The organism is Priestia sp. TRN 1309 (genome assembly GCF_050846875.1).
Classification (GTDB): domain Bacteria; phylum Bacillota; class Bacilli; order Bacillales; family Bacillaceae_H; genus Priestia; species Priestia zanthoxyli.
On record NZ_JBOZGM010000003.1, the window covers coordinates 91,276 to 108,340 of the forward strand.

General features: G+C 37.7%; 18 protein-coding genes. 9 read left to right on the forward strand and 9 right to left on the reverse strand.

Features of this window, described 5'->3' with window-relative positions:
• Nucleotides 1–93 precede the first annotated feature (93 nt).
• The 5 genes from ACRPLQ_RS12770 (at nt 94) to ACRPLQ_RS12790 (ending at nt 3,450) form a co-directional block, all read left to right on the forward strand.
• Nucleotides 94–693, forward strand: a complete 600-nt coding sequence (locus tag ACRPLQ_RS12770) for a TetR/AcrR family transcriptional regulator (protein ID WP_013082269.1) — start codon at nt 94–96, stop codon at nt 691–693.
• Between the two features lie 113 nt (nt 694–806).
• Nucleotides 807–1,001, forward strand: a complete 195-nt coding sequence (locus tag ACRPLQ_RS12775) for a hypothetical protein (RefSeq protein ID WP_013056022.1) — start codon at nt 807–809, stop codon at nt 999–1,001.
• Between the two features lie 203 nt (nt 1,002–1,204).
• A complete protein-coding gene (locus tag ACRPLQ_RS12780) occupies nt 1,205–1,426 on the forward strand; it encodes an IDEAL domain-containing protein (RefSeq protein WP_047751393.1) in 222 nt (73 codons plus the stop codon).
• A 96-nt stretch (nt 1,427–1,522) separates the two neighbouring features.
• Nucleotides 1,523–2,686, forward strand: coding sequence for an aminotransferase A (locus ACRPLQ_RS12785; protein WP_432236036.1), 1,164 nt, complete (start codon nt 1,523–1,525; stop codon nt 2,684–2,686).
• 152 nt (nt 2,687–2,838) lie between these two features.
• Nucleotides 2,839–3,450, forward strand: a complete 612-nt coding sequence (locus tag ACRPLQ_RS12790) for a nitroreductase family protein (RefSeq protein ID WP_014461024.1) — start codon at nt 2,839–2,841, stop codon at nt 3,448–3,450.
• A 36-nt stretch (nt 3,451–3,486) separates the two neighbouring features.
• Here ACRPLQ_RS12790 and ACRPLQ_RS12795 read toward each other — a convergent pair whose 3' ends face one another.
• Nucleotides 3,487–4,272 carry an SDR family oxidoreductase gene (locus tag ACRPLQ_RS12795; protein ID WP_028414127.1) on the reverse strand — a complete coding sequence of 262 codons (786 nt, stop codon included), beginning with the start codon at nt 4,270–4,272 and terminating at the stop codon, nt 3,487–3,489.
• 140 nt (nt 4,273–4,412) lie between these two features.
• On the opposite strand from ACRPLQ_RS12795, the gene ACRPLQ_RS12800 reads away from it, so the two are divergent.
• A complete protein-coding gene (locus ACRPLQ_RS12800; protein WP_033578397.1) occupies nt 4,413–5,108 on the forward strand; it encodes a GNAT family N-acetyltransferase in 696 nt (231 codons plus the stop codon).
• A gap of 139 nt (nt 5,109–5,247) precedes the next feature.
• Here the strand turns inward: ACRPLQ_RS12800 and ACRPLQ_RS12805 are convergent, their stop codons facing one another.
• Nucleotides 5,248–6,024, reverse strand: coding sequence for a hypothetical protein (locus ACRPLQ_RS12805; protein ID WP_047751395.1), 777 nt, complete (start codon nt 6,022–6,024; stop codon nt 5,248–5,250).
• A gap of 241 nt (nt 6,025–6,265) precedes the next feature.
• Between ACRPLQ_RS12805 and ACRPLQ_RS12810 the strand changes: the two genes are divergently transcribed.
• The 3 genes from ACRPLQ_RS12810 to ACRPLQ_RS12820 all read left to right on the forward strand — a co-directional run bounded on the left by ACRPLQ_RS12810 (nt 6,266) and on the right by ACRPLQ_RS12820 (nt 8,690).
• Entirely contained in the window at nt 6,266–7,141 is an 876-nt protein-coding gene (locus ACRPLQ_RS12810; protein WP_033578395.1) for a LysR family transcriptional regulator, read from the forward strand.
• Nucleotides 7,142–7,638: 497 nt separating this feature from the next.
• Nucleotides 7,639–8,007 carry a CidA/LrgA family holin-like protein gene (locus ACRPLQ_RS12815; RefSeq protein WP_014461029.1) on the forward strand — a complete coding sequence of 123 codons (369 nt, stop codon included), beginning with the start codon at nt 7,639–7,641 and terminating at the stop codon, nt 8,005–8,007.
• Nucleotides 8,004–8,690, forward strand: a complete 687-nt coding sequence (locus ACRPLQ_RS12820) for an LrgB family protein (protein WP_165635677.1) — start codon at nt 8,004–8,006, stop codon at nt 8,688–8,690. Before ACRPLQ_RS12815 ends, ACRPLQ_RS12820 begins: the two co-directional genes overlap by 4 nt.
• Before the next feature lie 40 nt (nt 8,691–8,730).
• Here ACRPLQ_RS12820 and ptsP read toward each other — a convergent pair whose 3' ends face one another.
• The 7 genes from ptsP to ACRPLQ_RS12855 form a co-directional block, all read right to left on the reverse strand.
• On the reverse strand, nt 8,731–10,452 hold the full coding sequence (ptsP, locus tag ACRPLQ_RS12825; protein ID WP_013082261.1) for a phosphoenolpyruvate--protein phosphotransferase: 1,722 nt from the start codon (nt 10,450–10,452) through the stop codon (nt 8,731–8,733).
• A complete protein-coding gene (locus ACRPLQ_RS12830) occupies nt 10,452–10,718 on the reverse strand; it encodes a phosphocarrier protein HPr (RefSeq protein WP_013056011.1) in 267 nt (88 codons plus the stop codon). The genes ptsP and ACRPLQ_RS12830 overlap by 1 nt, the downstream gene beginning before the upstream one ends.
• A gap of 18 nt (nt 10,719–10,736) precedes the next feature.
• Nucleotides 10,737–12,791, reverse strand: a complete 2,055-nt coding sequence (gene ptsG, locus ACRPLQ_RS12835) for a glucose-specific PTS transporter subunit IIBC (protein ID WP_028414132.1) — start codon at nt 12,789–12,791, stop codon at nt 10,737–10,739.
• Nucleotides 12,792–13,061: 270 nt separating this feature from the next.
• A complete protein-coding gene (glcT, locus tag ACRPLQ_RS12840; RefSeq protein WP_165635676.1) occupies nt 13,062–13,910 on the reverse strand; it encodes a glucose PTS transporter transcription antiterminator GlcT in 849 nt (282 codons plus the stop codon).
• A 131-nt stretch (nt 13,911–14,041) separates the two neighbouring features.
• Nucleotides 14,042–14,914, reverse strand: coding sequence for a hypothetical protein (locus ACRPLQ_RS12845; RefSeq protein ID WP_165635675.1), 873 nt, complete (start codon nt 14,912–14,914; stop codon nt 14,042–14,044).
• Nucleotides 14,915–15,296: 382 nt separating this feature from the next.
• The gene (ribH, locus tag ACRPLQ_RS12850) at nt 15,297–15,767 is read right to left on the reverse strand and encodes a 6,7-dimethyl-8-ribityllumazine synthase (RefSeq protein WP_013056007.1); all 471 of its coding nucleotides are present in this window, start codon (nt 15,765–15,767) and stop codon (nt 15,297–15,299) included.
• 91 nt (nt 15,768–15,858) lie between these two features.
• On the reverse strand, nt 15,859–17,052 hold the full coding sequence (locus tag ACRPLQ_RS12855) for a bifunctional 3,4-dihydroxy-2-butanone-4-phosphate synthase/GTP cyclohydrolase II (RefSeq protein WP_028414135.1): 1,194 nt from the start codon (nt 17,050–17,052) through the stop codon (nt 15,859–15,861).
• Between the last annotated feature and the right edge of the window lie 13 nt (nt 17,053–17,065).

The window sequence follows — 17,065 nt, forward strand, 5'->3', positions numbered from 1 at the left end:
CTGCTCAGTTTTTTACTTGCTCTACTTTACTTCTCTATACTAGCTTATGAACTTGAGTCAAACGACCACTCCTATTCAAATGAGGTGTAATTTATGAACAGAGGATTACAAAAAGAAGAAACAAAAAAACGCATCCAAAAAGCAGCTATCTCTTTATTCCAACAGCAGGGATATCAAAAAACGACTGTGTCTCAAATTACGCATGAAGCGGGTGTAGCAAAGGGAACATTTTTTAATTACTTCAAAACAAAAGAAGAAGTTCTTCACTACCTTGGAATTAATTTCACAAACCGTATCTCCTATAAATTAGAACAGCTCCTTCAAACCGAAGAATCAACTGCTGCCATTGTCAAACAACTGTTTTTATTACTAGCACAATCAAACGAAGAAGCGAACCCTCACCTAATCCGTTCTTGGTTTCATATTGCTATTACCAACAGTTCCTTTCAACAATCTGAAATTCTTCAAATTGAAAAAATGCGCGCTCATTTTACAAAAGTTTTTCAAACAGGACAAGACCGAGGTGAACTTATAGTCGATATCCCTGCCGAAGAAATGGCTTCTATTGCTATACTTAATTTTTTTGGCACCCTTCTCTACTGGTGTACTAACCAACCCGACTCTGCTACCCTTCAAGAAAGAATAGACAAGTCGGTTACTCTTCTATTTAGAGGGTTTCTTATTCATTCCTAAAAGCCTGTTCACAAATTTTTAACAAGAAATCGAAGATAGCTGTGGACTCTACAGCCAAAACGGTTTATACTACACAAAGTGAATGAATAATCTTAAAAGAAGGTGTTCGTAATATGAAAGGCTCCGTCATTCTTTTTAATGACGATAATGAAATGACCATTATTGAAAACGTAGAAGAAGCTGTATATCAAGATATTAAAGAACAAGAAGGCTCTGATCACTGCGTTGTCACATTGGACGATCATGAAGTTGATTTTGGCTACGTTTCCCCCGTTTATTGGCGTGAAGGCCAAATACACACTGACTAATATACAAGACCTGCATATATATGCAGGTCTTTTTATTCACTTATTTTTTTGAATCTAGAATTGAGCGTGAAGCAAGGAACCTCTGATTTCCTAACACATACCTTAGCACATTCGCAGTTAAAAACAGGGTTAACAACTATATAGAAAGGGTACATTTCAAGTAATAGAAGCTGCGTTTTATTTTAAAAAAGGAGGTTTATGTTATGAGTTCTTATCGAAAAAATATGAATCACTATCCTCACTCATCTCAGTACACACCTTACCAACACTATTACGCAAAAGAGGCCAATCGTATTTTGACGACTATGAGTACAAACTTTAATAAACAGCATTTGAAATCTCTTATCGACGATGCGTTAGATAACAGAGATGAAGAACAATTTTATGAACTAACAACTGCTTATAATAAGCTATATAACACCTAACTTAAAACCACTATTTGCAAAATGCGCAAATAGTGGTTTTTTACCTATTTTCATTGTGATAAAATGAGTTGAAAATACGCGGAAGGATTTGAAACCATGGAGCACTTAATCAATAAACGTGTCAAAGAAATTGAACTATCAGGAATACGTACATTTTATAATATGGTCTCACAATACCAAGATGTTTTATCCCTCACAATTGGACAACCTGACTTCTTAACACCACAGCATGTAAAAGAAGCGGCAAAATCTGCAATTGATGGTAACCAAACTTCTTATACCCACAATGCTGGAACAATCGAACTGCGCGAGGCAGCAGCTCAATTTGTCAAAGAAAAATATGACTTGCACTATAACCCAGCGGATGAAGTAATTGTGACCATTGGAGCTAGTCAAGCAATTGATATTGCTCTTCGCACCATTTTAGAAGAAGATTCCGAAGTTATTTTGCCTGGACCTGTTTATCCAGGATACGAACCGCTTATCCGGTTAAACAGGGCTAAACCTGTACATATTGATACAACCGAAACAGGATTTCGACTAACTGCGGATTTAATCGAACAACATTTGACCTCTAAAACAAGATGCGTCATCTTACCTTATCCGTCTAATCCTACAGGCGTGACGTTGTCACAGCAAGAATTAGAAGAAATTTCCGCTCTTTTAAGCGATAAAAATATTTTTGTACTATCTGATGAAATATACAGCGAGCTCGTTTTTGATAAAAAACATCAGTCCATTGCCTCCATTTCATCTATGAGAGAGAAAACAATTGTTATTAACGGAGTATCAAAGTCTCACTCCATGACGGGCTGGCGAATTGGTCTTTTATTTGCTCCTTCTTATTTAGCCAAACATATTTTAAAAGTTCATCAATACAACGTGAGCTGTGCTTCTTCTGTCTCTCAAGCAGCTGCACTCGAGGCACTGACAGCAGGTAAAAACGATGCGGTGGATATGAAAAAAGAATACGAACAAAGACTGAATTATGTGTATGACCGACTAGTAAACATGGGATTTGACGTAGAAAAGCCGACTGGTGCTTTTTATATCTTCCCTTCTATCCAGAACTTCCACAGTAATTCATTTGATTTTGCCCTGGAGTTAGTCAAAGAAGCGGGTGTTGCACTAGTACCCGGCAGCGCTTTTTCTTCCCACGGTGAAGGATATGTACGCCTGTCGTATGCGTATTCCATGAACACGCTGCGTGAAGCCTGTGATCGAATTGAAGCTTATCTTACATCTCGTCAATCACGTTAAACCGATGGTAAGAAGTGTATGCATTTTTTTGTGAGTGATAGCACATAAGAGCGGGTATACTAGAAGCATATAAATTGACTTCAATAGTGTATCATTATAAAATGTGCATCGATTCACTAAAGAAATACATACTTTTAACGGAGGTTTTTATTATGACAAAAGATTTTTTTGATGTGGTAAATGAACGTACATCGATTCGAGAATATGACTCTTCAGCTAAATTAAGCAAAGAAGAATTAACGGAACTTTTAGAAGCAACAGTGAAGTCACCATCAGCTTGGAACTTACAGCACTGGCATTTCGTTGTTATTACAGACCAAGATGCGAAAGAACGTCTACTTCCAATTGCTTACAACCAAAAACAAATTACAGAAGCAGGCGCTGTAGTAGCTGTGTTAGGTGATTTAGAAGCCAATAAAAATGTAGATGACGTGTACAACCCACTAGTCGAAGCAGGTCACATGACAGAAGACGTAAAAAACATTTTGTCAGGACAAATTAACGGCGCTTATAAAAACGGTGCTTTCGCCCGCGATGCCGCGTTTACAAATGCTTCGCTTGCATCTATGACATTCATGCTTGCAGCAAAAGCAAAAGGATATGACACATGTTCAATGGGCGGATTTAACGCACAAAAATTTGTAGAAGAGTTTAAAATTGAGGATCGATACATTCCAGTTATGCTTATTTCAGTTGGAAAAGCAGCTAAAGAAGCACATGCTAGCGATCGTTTACCATTAGATCAAGTTACAACTTGGATTTAACAAAAAACCCTGCAGCTGCAGGGTTTTTCTATGTAACTAAATGGATTTCACCATGCCTCCGTCGATTAGAAACGACTGGCCTGTCATATATGAATTCGCTCCCGAAACAAAGAAAGCAACGGCTTTAGCAAACTCTTCAGGCTGACCGTAGCGCTTAAGAGGAATTTGGTTTCTCATCTCTTCTTCAACTTCTAAAACGTCTACTCCCATTTTTTCAGCACGAATGGTATCTAGCTCTTTCACTCGGTCTGTTGCAATTCTTCCTGGCGCAACCGTGTTAATTAAGATACCGTCCTCTGCTAGTTCTGAAGCAAGTGTTTTCGTAAGTCCCACGATTCCTGTACGGAAGGTATTTGACAGAATAAGTCCAGCAATTGGCTCTTTAATGGAAGAAGAAGCAATATTGACAATACGTCCTCCGCTCTTTTTCATAAAGGGCACTACCTCACGAATAATACGAATATAGCTGAGGAGATTTAACTCAAATGCCTGCTTCCAATCATCATCTGTTAACGAAAGGAAATTCCCAGCTTTAGGACCTCCTGTATTATTAATTAAAATATCAATAGTTCCAAACGTATCTACTGTATATTGAATAACATCTTGAATGTCCTCTGTTTTTGTAACGTCTGCCGTTTTATGTAACACTTGTCCGCTTCCAAGGTATGAAATCTCTTCTGCTACTTGGGCTAGTTTCTCTTCTGAACGACTTGCAATCATAACGTTTGCGCCTTCTTCTGCGAGTCTAGCAGCAATCGCTTTGCCAAGCCCTTGGCTGGCTGCAAATACAAGCGCTGTTTTTCCTTTTAATTCAACATCCATTTCTTTCACCTCATCTAATAGTTCGAATCTTTTTAACTTTATCACGTTCTCGTCAAATTCTTCAATAAATATGAAATAATTTCTTTTTTCCATATGGTATAATTATCTGAAAATTATTTCTTAAAGGAGGCAAAAAAGCAGTGTATAAAAAGCAATGCTTTGTCTTTCATCAAAATAAGCCTGTAATATGTACGGTACGATCATATACATCGAATGATTTTGATGAGTTGATTCGGATTCAAGAAGAAAGTTTTCCCCCTCCTTTCCCTTCTGAATTATTATGGAGTAAAGATCAGTTAAATAACCATGTTTCCCTTTTTCCGGATGGAGCGCTATGCGTGGAGATAGACGGGACAATATGCGGATCTATCACAAGCGCGATTGTTTCAGTGGAAGGAAATGCGGCTCACACATGGGATGAAGTAACAGGAAGCGGATATATTCATACGCACGACCCTTCTGGTAATACGCTTTATGTAGTGGACGTGTGCGTCACTCCTTCGCATCGATCAATGGGGCTTGGGAAGCTGCTGTTGCAGTCTTTATATGAAGTGGTGATTCATTACAAGTTAGAAAGGCTGCTCGGCGGGTGCCGCATCCCTGGATACGCACCAGTGTCTTCCTTGTACACGCCCGTTGAATATATGAACCTTGTATCAGCCGGAACTCTCTACGACCCCGTTATGACCTTTTTGATGCGTTGTGGCAGAACGCCTATTGGCCTCGCAGCAAACTATATTGAAGATGAAGATTCACACAACTACGCCGTACTAATGGAATGGAAAAATCCATTTTATACGTCTATTCAAAAAGAGGCTGGGACAAAAGCATTTTAGCCCAAGTGAAAAACGAACCATTAATCAACATGTTTGATTAGTGGTTCGTTTTTTTGTGATGGTGAATATAGTTTTATCTGTCTCGTTCCTTCTAGCAGTTGATTGGATTCATTGCGTTATGTCTCAACTTCTTTTTAGATTATTGAACTTCTTCAATGCTCCACTCCAGTTCTTTATGAGTCAGAACAAGATGCGCCTGCAATTTACTCATCTCTTTGTGCTCAAACCGATCATTATACATTTCATTCATATCGTCAAAATCACCGATTGTATACAAAGGAATTTTAATATCTTTACGGGATTGAACCATATGTTCAAAATCAATAAACAAACCGTCATTCGTTAAAGTAAGAAGCGTATTTGCTAACACGAGCGGCAAAATCGGATATTCTAACTTCTTCCTTCTAAATACAAATCTTTTTTGCTTAATTGCTGACATTTTTAACGGAATGATTCGACTTAAAATGTGCTTCATATCATACACGTCTCGAAAATAGATTTTGTTATAAAATCCATCATCGTGAGCTAAATAAACAAATTGATTACCGAGTTTATTATTAAATGGCGAATTGAGCGGTTTTTTTAAATGACCTAAATACAGCAGCGCTGCAATATCTTGAGGTTCTAACAAATCCAACGAAGATATATCCTCAAAATCAATCCAACAAAAATCGCCATAATCATAAACATCATCCTCTGCTAAAAGATGAATTTGTTCTTCTTCTACATAGTCCATATGGGTTTGGTAATGGTAATCACTGTCTTCAAAACCGTGCTTTAACAATAATATATTTGCAAGCGGCGTAGGAAGGGAATGATAAAACTCTTTAAATTCAATTCCATATGTAATAAAGCATTTTTTATTTACATGGCCATTAATATAAACGATATCTCTTATTTCATCTGCTTTACTCAACCGTTCTAACCACCTTATTGATTGATTCTGTGATCGATATGTAACCGTTCTACTGATTTATATATTATACTTCTAAAATAAACAATGTGTAAATATATATTGTTGGCAATTTCTTTTGTATTCACTCCCCCTTCTACTGATCATTTTATTGGATAGGACAGAAAGGTATAGAGCTGATCGTGAATGTGGTAGAATGTGTGTATCTTATTAATTAGCATGTATGAACACGGAGGTATACAAAATGGATGTTCGCCATTTGCATTACTTAACAGAAGTGGCTAAACATAAAAATTTCACAAGAGCTTCTGAAGCGCTGCATATTTCTCAACCTTCTCTCAGTAAAATGGTTAAATCATTAGAAGAAGAGCTCGGCACACCTTTGTTTGATCGCGCTGGCAAACAAGTGCAGCTTACCGATGCAGGAATAATTGTGTACGAGCAAGCTGAAAGCATTTTATCTTCTCTCCGAGATTTATCGGATTCCCTCTATGATTTAATGCATTTAAAAAGAGGAACCATCAAAATAGGCATTCCCCCTATTATTGGTACATTGTTTTTTCCTACTATTATTAAAGCATTTCGAGAGCAATACCCTGAGATTGATATTCAATTAGTGGAATATGGCGCTAAAAGAATGCAAAAGTTTGTGGAACAAGGAGAAGTGGACGTGGGGGTAGTTTTACTTCCAGTTGATGAAAATATGTTCTTTACGACTCCTTTAGCTCGAGAAACGCTGCAGCTTGTTGTGCATAAATCTCATCCGTTGGCTCAGCATTCTACGATTTCATTAAAAGAGTTAAAAGACGAAACGCTTATTTCCTTTCATGAAGACTTCACCATGCATGAAATGGTCTATAACGAATGTTTAAAAAATGGATTTACGCCTAATATTGCTTTTAAAAGCTCTCAGTGGGACTTCATTGGAGAGCTGGTAGCTGCTAATCTCGGCATTGCTCTTTTCCCTTATTCACTATGTGAAAAGCTTGATTTGGAGCATATGAAAGTAATTAATCTCGAGAATGCTATTCCATGGGAAATTGCTTTAATTGTTAAAAAAGATCGATATATCTCTTATGCTACGCAGGCTTTTATTGATTATATTAAAAGTACAGTTTAACAAAGCTAAGACAAAAGTAGTTTAATTAAAAATCCGAACGAGCCTGATTCTCCATCAAGAATCAAACTCGTTCGGATTTTTTTCATGGCGGTGTAACAAGTCATTCATACTAAATCATTTATCCCATTGGTTCGTCTTTAGATTGAATGGATGTAGGCATGTCACAATTTCTTTTTTTGATTGCCTTTTATTAAATAATTACACCTTATATTTCACAAACGCTTTTTTGAAAAGGTTACCAACGCATTTGTAAAGAGATTTCTTGCGACTATAACTAAAAAGAATAGTTATCATAGTTATTATATATTTCATATTATAGTCGTTTTTTTGTAAGATAAGTGTGTAGCATTCATTTACTTAAGTTGTATCCCCATTTGCAAAATCCAAATAGTTTCTCTTTTCCCATGATGGAGTCGTCTTTTCAGCATAGACGACTCCATTATTGTCTCAACAAACTAGGAATGAATGAATAAAAACATAAATAAAGGAGGCTAATCATGAAACTGATTATGGTGATTTTACAGATTTTATTACTAACGGCTCTGTTTTTAATAGGAGAAAGTATTTCACAGTGGTTTGACCTCCCAGTGCCAGGTAGTATCATCGGATTTTTCTTACTGTTTTTCTTACTGTACTTTAAAGTAATTAAATTAAGCTGGGTTGAACAAGGTGGAACACTGTTAGTGGGAGAACTATTATTATTTTTCATACCAGCCGTCGTTGGACTCATCAATTATGGAGATGTATTGATGCATTTTGGAATCCAGATTGTGATTATTATCACAATCAGTACGATTATTGTGATGTCTGTAACGGGAATCATTGCAGAACATATTTCAAGAAGAAAGGAAGGTTCGCTAAAATGACATTACTCACATGGATTGCTCTTCCGCTTACACTGCTCGTTTATGTCGGCACAAAAGTGCTCTATAAAAAATATAAGTCTATGCTAGTTTCCCCTATTTTACTAGCCCCCATTCTTTTAATTGGCATCTTATTAGTAACGAATGGCTCTTATGATCATTATAAGCAAGGTGCCAGTGCTATTAGCTTTATGCTTGGACCAGCAACCGTTGCTTTTGCTGTTCCTATGTTTAAATACTTTGATTTACTCAAAAAACATCATGTTGAAATCAGCTTAAGCGTAGGGCTCGGCACGTTTGCTGCCATGATTTCTTCCATGCTGTTAGCATTAGTGTTTCATTTACAATCAACGCTGGTTCATAGCTTGATTCCAAGATCGGTTACGATTCCTATTGCTGTTAATGTATCTCAGACGCTAGGAGGAGATCCGAATATTACCATTATGTTTGTGATTATAACCGGTGTAGTGGGATGTATGGTCGCTCCAAAACTCATTAAGCTCCTCGCACTGCACTCTTCTCTAGCAAGAGGTCTTCTTTTAGGCGTAGCTTCTCATGGGACAGGTACAGCAAGAGCTTTTGAATTTGGAAAAATTGAAGGTACTTTTTCTAGCCTTGGCATGATCGTAGCAGCACTTCTTACAATGCTGTTTGCGAATATGCTTCTGCCTACTATTTTCGCTTAAAAGATAAAAAGGTGTGATCATATATGATCACACCTTTTTATTATCCAATATGAAAAGTTGATTTTACGAACTCAATAACTTCTTCCGTAGAAGACATTGATAGAATTGTATCTAAATGAGGTTCGATATCAGCTTTTGATAATTGACGGATTTGAGAACGAGCTTTCAGAATAGATGTTGCACTCATTGAGAATTCATCTAAGCCTAAGCCTAAAAGAATTGGAATGGCAATCTCATCTCCTGCCATCTCTCCGCACATGCCTACCCACTTACCTTCTTTGTGAGCCGCTTTGATTACCATATTCACTAAGCGAAGAATCGCTGGGTTATACGGTTGGTATAAATAAGACACGCGCTCATTCATGCGGTCAGCAGCAAGCGTATATTGAATTAAATCGTTTGTTCCGATAGAGAAGAAATCTACTTCTTTAGCAAATAAATCTGCGATTACCGCTGAAGAAGGAATCTCTACCATCATCCCTACTTCGATGTCTTCCGAAACTTGTACGCCTTCTTGTTGAAGTTTTGCTTTTTCTTCTAAAAGAATAGCTTTTGCTTGACGGAACTCATCAACAGTAGCAATCATAGGAAACATAATTTTCAGATTACCGTATACGCTTGCACGTAGAAGCGCACGAAGCTGTGTACGGAACATGTCTTGCATCTCTAGACATAAGCGGATAGCACGGAATCCTAAGAATGGGTTCATTTCTTTTGGTAGATTTAAATAAGGAAGCTCTTTGTCTCCACCGATGTCAAGAGTACGAACAACCACTGGTTTGCCTTCCATACGTTCAAGAACTGTTTTATAAGAAGTAAACTGCTCTTCTTCCGTCGGAAGATCTTCGCGGCCCATATATAAGAATTCTGTACGATAAAGGCCAACGCCTTCGCCGCCGTTTTCTAATACGCCTTTTACATCTTCTGGTGTACCAATGTTAGCTGCAAGTTCAACGTGATGATCATCAGCTGAAACCGTTTTTTCATTTACAAGCTTAGCCCACTCAGCTTTTTGTTCTGCATACTCAGCGGCTTTTTTCTCGTAAGCTTTTACTGTTTCTTCGCTTGGATCAACGATAACTTCGCCATCTAAACCATCAACAATTACTAATACGCCGTTTTGAATGTCTTCCATAACTGTTTTTGTACCTACAACAGCTGGGATCTCCATTGAACGCGCCATAATTGCTGAGTGAGAAGTACGTCCGCCAATATCTGTTGTAAATCCTTTTACGAACTTACGATTTAACTGTGCTGTATCAGACGGCGTTAAATCTTCTGCGATAATGACAACTTCTTCTGAGATTAAGCTTGGATTTGAAACGTTTACACCTAAAAGATGAGCTAATACACGTTTTGTTACGTCACGGATATCAGCAGCACGTTCTTTCATATATTCATTGTCCATTGACTCAAACATATTAATAAACATTGCCGCTACTTCATCAAGTGCATGTTCAGCGTTTACATTTTCATTGGTAATTTTATCTTTAATTGGATTAATAAGTTCAGGATCGCTTAGAACTAATAAGTGAGCTTCAAAGATTTCTGCTTTGTCATCTCCAAGTTCTTTACGAGCATGCTCTCTAATAATTTCAAGTTCTGATTTTGATTTCTCTAGCGCAGCTTCTAGACGTGCTACTTCTGCTTCAACTTCAGTTACTGATTTTTTTTCAACGGTTAATTCTGGATTTTCTAGACGAAATGCTTTAGCAATAGCAATGCCGCTAGAAGCGGCAATGCCTTGAATTTCCTTTGTCATTATTCGCCTAATCCTTCTTTGCTCATTGTATCTTCAAGAGCAGCAAGTGCATCTGCTTCGTCAGAACCTTCTGCAGAGATAGTGATTGTAGCGCCTTTTTGAATACCTAAAGACATAACGCCCATGATTGATTTTAAGTTTACAGTTTTACCGTTGAATTCTAAGTTGATGTCAGAATCAAATTTGCTTGCTGCTTGTACTAAAGTTGTTGCTGGACGTGCGTGAATTCCTGAGTCTGCTGTTACTGTAAATGTTTTTTGTGCCATGTTAAATCAATCTCCTTTTTACTTTGAAATGTTAATAATATTTGCTTCTTGTTGAGAAACTTGGCCCTGCTTTAAGATATCAATTTTTTCATCAGCTTGTAAATTCGTGAAAATGATCGGCGTAATCGTCGATGGCGCATTTTCTTTTACAAAGTCTAAATCAATTTTCAATAGAGGCTGTCCTTTTTTCACTTCATCGCCTTGGGCAACTAAAGCTTCAAAACCTTCGCCTTTTAAATTAACTGTATCAATACCAACGTGAATTAAAATTTCACGTCCAGTCGTTGATTCAATACCTAAAGCATGTTTCGTCGGGAATAAGTTTACTATTTTTCCGTCCACTGGTGCAACTACTGTGCCTGTTTTCGGAATAATCGCAAAACCGTCACCCATTAATTTTTGTGAAAATACCTGATCTGGTACTTCCGATAAAGGTACCAATTCTCCCTCAATCGGTGAAACAATATCATTACCATTATCGCTTCCTACTTCAGATGTTGCAACAGGTTTTTCAATTGTTTTTGTCTCTTCTTTTGTGACAACCGGTGTTTTGCCATTCATAATGTCTTGAATTTGACCTTTTAACGTGTCAGATTTCGGACCGAAAATAGCTTGAATATTGTTACCAACTTCAAGAACACCAGCTGCTCCAAGTTTTTTCAAGCGGTTTTTATCAACGTTACCCACATCATCTACTGAAACACGTAAACGCGTAATACAAGCATCTAAATGTGTAATGTTTTCTTTACCGCCAAGTGCAGCCAAAATATTTGTCGGAAGCTCTGCTGCTTCTACTTTTACATCTTCTTCTCCTTCTTCTTTATCTTCACGACCCGGTGTTTTTAAGTTAAATTTACGGATTGCAAAGCGGAAACCGAAGTAGTAGATAACTGCTAGAACTAAACCTACTGGAATAACTAGCCACCATGCTGTGCGGTTTTGCATAACTCCAAATAGAACGTAATCGATAACCCCACCTGAGAATGTCATACCGATTTTAACATTTAATAATTGCATAACCATAAACGACAAACCAGCAAATACTGCGTGAATCGCAAATAATACTGGTGCTACGAATAAGAACGAGAACTCAAGCGGCTCTGTAATACCCGTTAAGAAAGATGTTAAAGCAGCTGAACCCATGATACCAGCTACATATTTTTTGTTTTCAGGACGCGCTTCGTGATAAATCGCAAGAGCGGCTGCTGGCAATCCGAACATCATGAACGGGAATTTACCAACTTGGAATGTTCCTGCTGTTAAAGGCACGCCATCTGCTAATTGAGCAAAGAAAATCTTTTGGTCACCATGAATATGTTGACCTGCTTTATTGACATAATCACCAAACTCAAACCAGAACGGAGAGTAGAAGATGTGATGAAGTCCAAATGGAATTAATGAACGTTCAATTAATCCAAATACAAACGCTGATAAAGTTGGGTTTGCATCAATCATGTTGGTAGAGAAAGCATTTAATCCGCTTTGAATTGGCGGCCAAATGAAAATCATAATAACACCTAAAAGAATTGAAAATACCCCAGTAATAATTGGTACAAATCGTTTTCCTGCAAAGAACCCTAAGTAAGATGGTAATTCAATATTGAAATAACGATTATACATGGATGAAGCTAAAATACCTACTATGATACCCCCGAATACACCCGTAGCTAACGTAGGAATTCCTAAGATGCTAGTGTAAGCTGGATTAGCACCCATTTTGTCAGGATCTAGTTGTCCTGTAGCAACTAAGATTGTGCTCATCGTTTTGTTCATAATTAAGTAACCTACGATTGCAGCAATACCTGCTACACCGTCACCACCGGCTAAACCAACGGCAACACCAACGGCAAACAATAGCGATAAGTTGTCAAATACGATTTGACCCGCCTGCGACAAAACATTTGAAACTAATTGAACCCAGTCTGCACCAAGTGCCGGTACTGCATCCAACAATGTAGGGTTTTGAAGCGCTGTCCCTACTCCAAGTAAAATCCCTGCTGCCGGTAAAATCGCAACCGGTAGCATAAGCGCTTTTCCGACTTTTTGTAATACTCCAAAAAGTTTTTTAAACATGGCGCTTACCTCCTTTTATATATTTAGTGTGCAACAAGCTATTTATTTGATACGTGAATCATTAACGCGCTTTCATAAAACGCTTTCTTTAACTAGAAAACTCATTACATCTCCTGGTGTTATGAGGCGAAGTCTTCAATGATTGCGCTTTCTTATAACAAAAAAAGGCATGAGGAAAAAGAAACGACAAATGGATACACTCATCCAATTACACATCGCTTCATTTCTCACTCATGCCTGATCGTATCAGTAACACGTATTGAAATGATTTTATAAATCCGTTTTTGTTATAAGTCGCTGCAAATGCATCGTTAAGTAAACTGCTTCTGCTTCATACACAGGTAAATGTAACGCTTGCTGCATTACTTTTATCACTTTCCAAGACACATTGTAACACAGAGGATATTCTTCTTTCAATAGCAAAGCAATTTTTTTTGGCTCTTCTATTTTTTCTCCTGTTTTTACTCGATCAATGGCAAAATGCAAATGACGAATCAATCTCATATAGTGTACAGATTCTTTGTCTACCTGCAGATGAAGCGATTCTTCAATCACATTAATAATCGTTTGAATAAGCTGCGAGTCTTGATTCACTTCCAGCAGATTTTTTTCAGTCAGCGCGCTGTGAATATGTAGCGCAATAAAACCAATCTCTCCTACTGGAAGCTTCACGCCTATTTTACGACTAATAATTTCTACCACTTCAGATGCGATCGTGTATTCCTCTGGATATAAGGCTTTTGTTTCAAGTAAAAATGGATTTTTAAGCCCCATTCCCTGCTGAAAACGTTTTATCGCAAACGCGATATGATCCGTCAATGAAATGTGTATATGCTCATTCAAAGGAATGTTAACACGCTTTTGAATGTGCGTTACAATATCATTCATCATTTCAATCACGTCTTCATCCACCTGAGCTAAAAGCTGCTTGTACTGTTCTTGCTCTTCTTCACTCTTTAACAAAAACATTTTCTCCACGGCTTTTGCATCGATTTCATCGCCTTTTTTCTTATTGAACCCTATTCCTTTCCCAATTAGCACAACTTCATCATAGGTAAGGTGTTTAGCAATTAAAACATTATTATTAAGTACCTTTTCTACAAAAAAGGACTCTTTCACGAATCCTTCACTCCCCTGTTTCGGCTTTCTATTATTTGCTTTCCTATCTTACAAATAATACGCATAACCGTCAATTCATTTTTCTTTGTTTCAAATATTATTGAACTAAACTATTTGAGTTACGTATTATCTTAGTAGTTCTTTGCTGGAAACGCAACGTCTTTTTTGCTCGTCCCATAACAATTTTTCATAATAAAGTTTTGAAGCATAACGCTCAGAATGAATACACCCGCTTGTAAAAGCGTAAAAAGAACAAGTGAAGTGGTAATAGATACCAGTAAAATCCCATAGTGAATTAGTAAAATATCTACTATACGCAGCCCCGCTATAATGATCCCAGCTCCAATAAAAAATTCTTTGACTACACTCCAAACGAGGAGAATCGTAACAATACAAACATAAATCATCGTTGCATTTACGGAATCATGAGTAGCCGACGCAAACCATCCCGTATAAAACCAATTATTATGAAAGTATGCTAACAGCAGAAACATAATAGTAGAAGTAATGGCGAGCATTCCCAGAAAAAATGTAGCGTAATGCACAAATGTCATATACCGTTCTGTTAGCCATACATACCAAATCTTTGAAATACTAAAGCCTATAGTCATTAAAACGCCTGTATAAATTGTTTTCCACCAGTGATGTGTATAAATATCCCAGTGTAAAAATAATTCTTCAATCCCCATAAACATAGCCGAAATGATTAAAATATAGCGGAATTTTAATTGATAAGCAGCTACCACCATAGCCATGATTGGAAAAGCAAACGTTTGAGAAGTTAAGGACCCAAACAAATTATCAAAATATTCATTGGTCATAAAATCAGGATCGTACTCGTAACTTTCAAACAACACAAATACAACATACTCTAGTACATAAGCCATTCCAATGATAAAAAAAAGCAAAACGACTAGCCTTTTATCTTTTTTACGTATGAATACTGTAAGCAAAACGGCTGTGCTGATAATAATCAATGCAAAAAAAGCAGTATAATGAGGCATAGACGTCTCCCTTTTACGACCTAATTATTACTTAGAGTAAGACGTTTTAGCTAAATTATACATAGCTAGCTGCTATTCAAAAGAGATTGAGACATACTACATCAATCCAATCTAAAGGCGAACAAATCGGATACATGAGATAGTATGGATCGCTTGCTGCACTGCAGGTGATTTCCCTGCAAGTCTTCGCTTTCCCTACAGGAGCCTTCGCCCTGCTCTCCACTCAACAGTTAGAAGCCTACATACAGGAAACCTACGTTGTAATGTAACCCTAACCATGAAAAAATCCGAACGATTCATCGTTCGGATCTTCTTTCAACTACCATACTTTTGTTTCAGCCTCTTTTAACTCTTTAGTTTACAAAAACTGGAATGACCTCTATTATCCTTCAATCATTTTTGAAAGGTTAGCCATTTCGATAGCTGATGCTGCAGCTTCCCATCCTTTGTTTCCTGCTTTTGTTCCTGCACGTTCAATTGCTTGCTCAATTGTTTCAGTTGTTAATACACCAAAGATAATTGGTACGCCTGTTTGTAAGCTTTGAGATGCAACGCCTTTTGCTACTTCATTACATACAAAATCAAAGTGTGGAGTAGCTCCTCGAATAACCGTTCCTAGCGTAATAACCGCGTCATATTTTTTAGATTCAGCTAATTTTTTAGCGATTAATGGAATTTCATAAGCGCCCGGTACCCAAGCCACGTCTACATCTTCATCAGCTACGCCGTGACGTTTAAGCGCATCTTCTGCTCCACTAAGTAAACGCCCCGTAATAAATTCATTAAAACGCCCTACCACGATTCCGATTTTTAATCCTGTGCCAACTAAATTTCCTTCATATAAATGATTCATCTCTTGTTCCTCCTGCTAGTAGTAATATATAGTTATTTACATTTCTTTTCATGAATTAGCTTCATTTGTTATAACGAAAAAAAGTGTAAACTTATAAATGTAATAAATGACCTAGTTTTTTAGCTTTGGTATCTAAGTATTTTTTATTGGCATCCACTGCCGGCATTTGAAGAGGCACTCTCTCTACCACTTCAAGGTCGTAGCCTTTTAGCCCAGTAATTTTGCGAGGATTGTTCGTTAAAAGCTTCATTTGTTTGACTCCAAGGTCCTTTAAGATTTGAGCACCGATTCCATACTCTCGTAAATCCGCAGCAAACCCGAGTTTTTCATTCGCTTCTACGGTATCGTATCCTTCTTCCTGCAGCTTATATGCTCTTAGCTTATTTAATAAGCCAATACCTCTGCCCTCTTGACGCATATACAGCAGAATGCCGCGTCCTTCTTCTTCAATTTGCGTAAGAGCTGCGTGAAGCTGAGGACCGCAGTCACAGCGCTCAGAGCCAAACACATCTCCAGTCAAGCACTCGGAGTGAACCCGCACGAGAACGGGGCTATTATGATCGATATCACCCTTGATAAGAGCCACATGTTCTTTATTATCAAGTTTATTTGTATATCCTACAGCCTTAAAATCACCAAATGCCGTAGGTAAGCTTACTTCTACTTCACGGCTAATCAGCTGGTCATGTTTGCGGCGGTAGGCAATCAAATCTTTTATTGTAATCATTTTTAAATCAAATTGCTCTGCAATCTTTGTTAAATCCGGTACGCGTGCCATTGTTCCATCTTCATTCATGATTTCACAAATAACACCCGCAGGCTTTCCTCCTGCTAACACGGCTAAATCAACAGCGGCCTCTGTATGACCCGCACGCTGCAGAACGCCCCCGTCTTTTGCAATCAACGGAAAAATGTGTCCTGGTCGTTGGAAATCACTTGCTACCGTTGCTTCATTTACAAGAGCCATAACGGTAGCAGAACGTTCGTACGCACTGATACCTGTTGTACTTGAAATATGATCAATACTTACTGTAAATGCTGTTCCATGTACATCCGTATTGTTCACTACCATCGGGTGAAGATTCAATTTATGCGCAATTTCTTCATTAACAGGTGTACAAATTAATCCTCTTCCATGAGTAGCCATAAAGTTAATAACCTCAGGCGTCGTTTTTTCGGCTAATGCAATAAAATCTCCTTCATTTTCTCGATCTTCATCGTCGCATACAATAACCACTTTTCCCTTTTTTAACTCTTCAATGGCTTCTTCTACTTTATGAAACATCTCTTTCACCTCA

What these genes read in the sequence shown, in the direction of transcription:
- ACRPLQ_RS12770 (WP_013082269.1), top strand. Translation starts at nt 94, where the DNA reads ATGAACAGAGGATTACAAAAAGAAGAAACAAAAAAACGCATCCAAAAA.
- ACRPLQ_RS12775 (WP_013056022.1), top strand. Translation starts at nt 807, where the DNA reads ATGAAAGGCTCCGTCATTCTTTTTAATGACGATAATGAAATGACCATT.
- ACRPLQ_RS12780 (WP_047751393.1), top strand. Translation starts at nt 1,205, where the DNA reads ATGAGTTCTTATCGAAAAAATATGAATCACTATCCTCACTCATCTCAG.
- ACRPLQ_RS12785 (WP_432236036.1), top strand. Translation starts at nt 1,523, where the DNA reads ATGGAGCACTTAATCAATAAACGTGTCAAAGAAATTGAACTATCAGGA.
- ACRPLQ_RS12790 (WP_014461024.1), top strand. Translation starts at nt 2,839, where the DNA reads ATGACAAAAGATTTTTTTGATGTGGTAAATGAACGTACATCGATTCGA.
- ACRPLQ_RS12795 (WP_028414127.1), bottom strand. Translation starts at nt 4,272, where the DNA reads ATGGATGTTGAATTAAAAGGAAAAACAGCGCTTGTATTTGCAGCCAGC.
- ACRPLQ_RS12810 (WP_033578395.1), top strand. Translation starts at nt 6,266, where the DNA reads ATGGATGTTCGCCATTTGCATTACTTAACAGAAGTGGCTAAACATAAA.
- ACRPLQ_RS12815 (WP_014461029.1), top strand. Translation starts at nt 7,639, where the DNA reads ATGAAACTGATTATGGTGATTTTACAGATTTTATTACTAACGGCTCTG.
- ACRPLQ_RS12820 (WP_165635677.1), top strand. Translation starts at nt 8,004, where the DNA reads ATGACATTACTCACATGGATTGCTCTTCCGCTTACACTGCTCGTTTAT.
- ptsP (WP_013082261.1), bottom strand. Translation starts at nt 10,452, where the DNA reads ATGACAAAGGAAATTCAAGGCATTGCCGCTTCTAGCGGCATTGCTATT.
- ACRPLQ_RS12830 (WP_013056011.1), bottom strand. Translation starts at nt 10,718, where the DNA reads ATGGCACAAAAAACATTTACAGTAACAGCAGACTCAGGAATTCACGCA.
- ptsG (WP_028414132.1), bottom strand. Translation starts at nt 12,791, where the DNA reads ATGTTTAAAAAACTTTTTGGAGTATTACAAAAAGTCGGAAAAGCGCTT.
- ACRPLQ_RS12845 (WP_165635675.1), bottom strand. Translation starts at nt 14,914, where the DNA reads ATGCCTCATTATACTGCTTTTTTTGCATTGATTATTATCAGCACAGCC.
- ribH (WP_013056007.1), bottom strand. Translation starts at nt 15,767, where the DNA reads ATGAATCATTTATATGAAGGAAATTTAGTTGGCACAGGATTAAAAATC.
- ACRPLQ_RS12855 (WP_028414135.1), bottom strand. Translation starts at nt 17,052, where the DNA reads ATGTTTCATAAAGTAGAAGAAGCCATTGAAGAGTTAAAAAAGGGAAAA.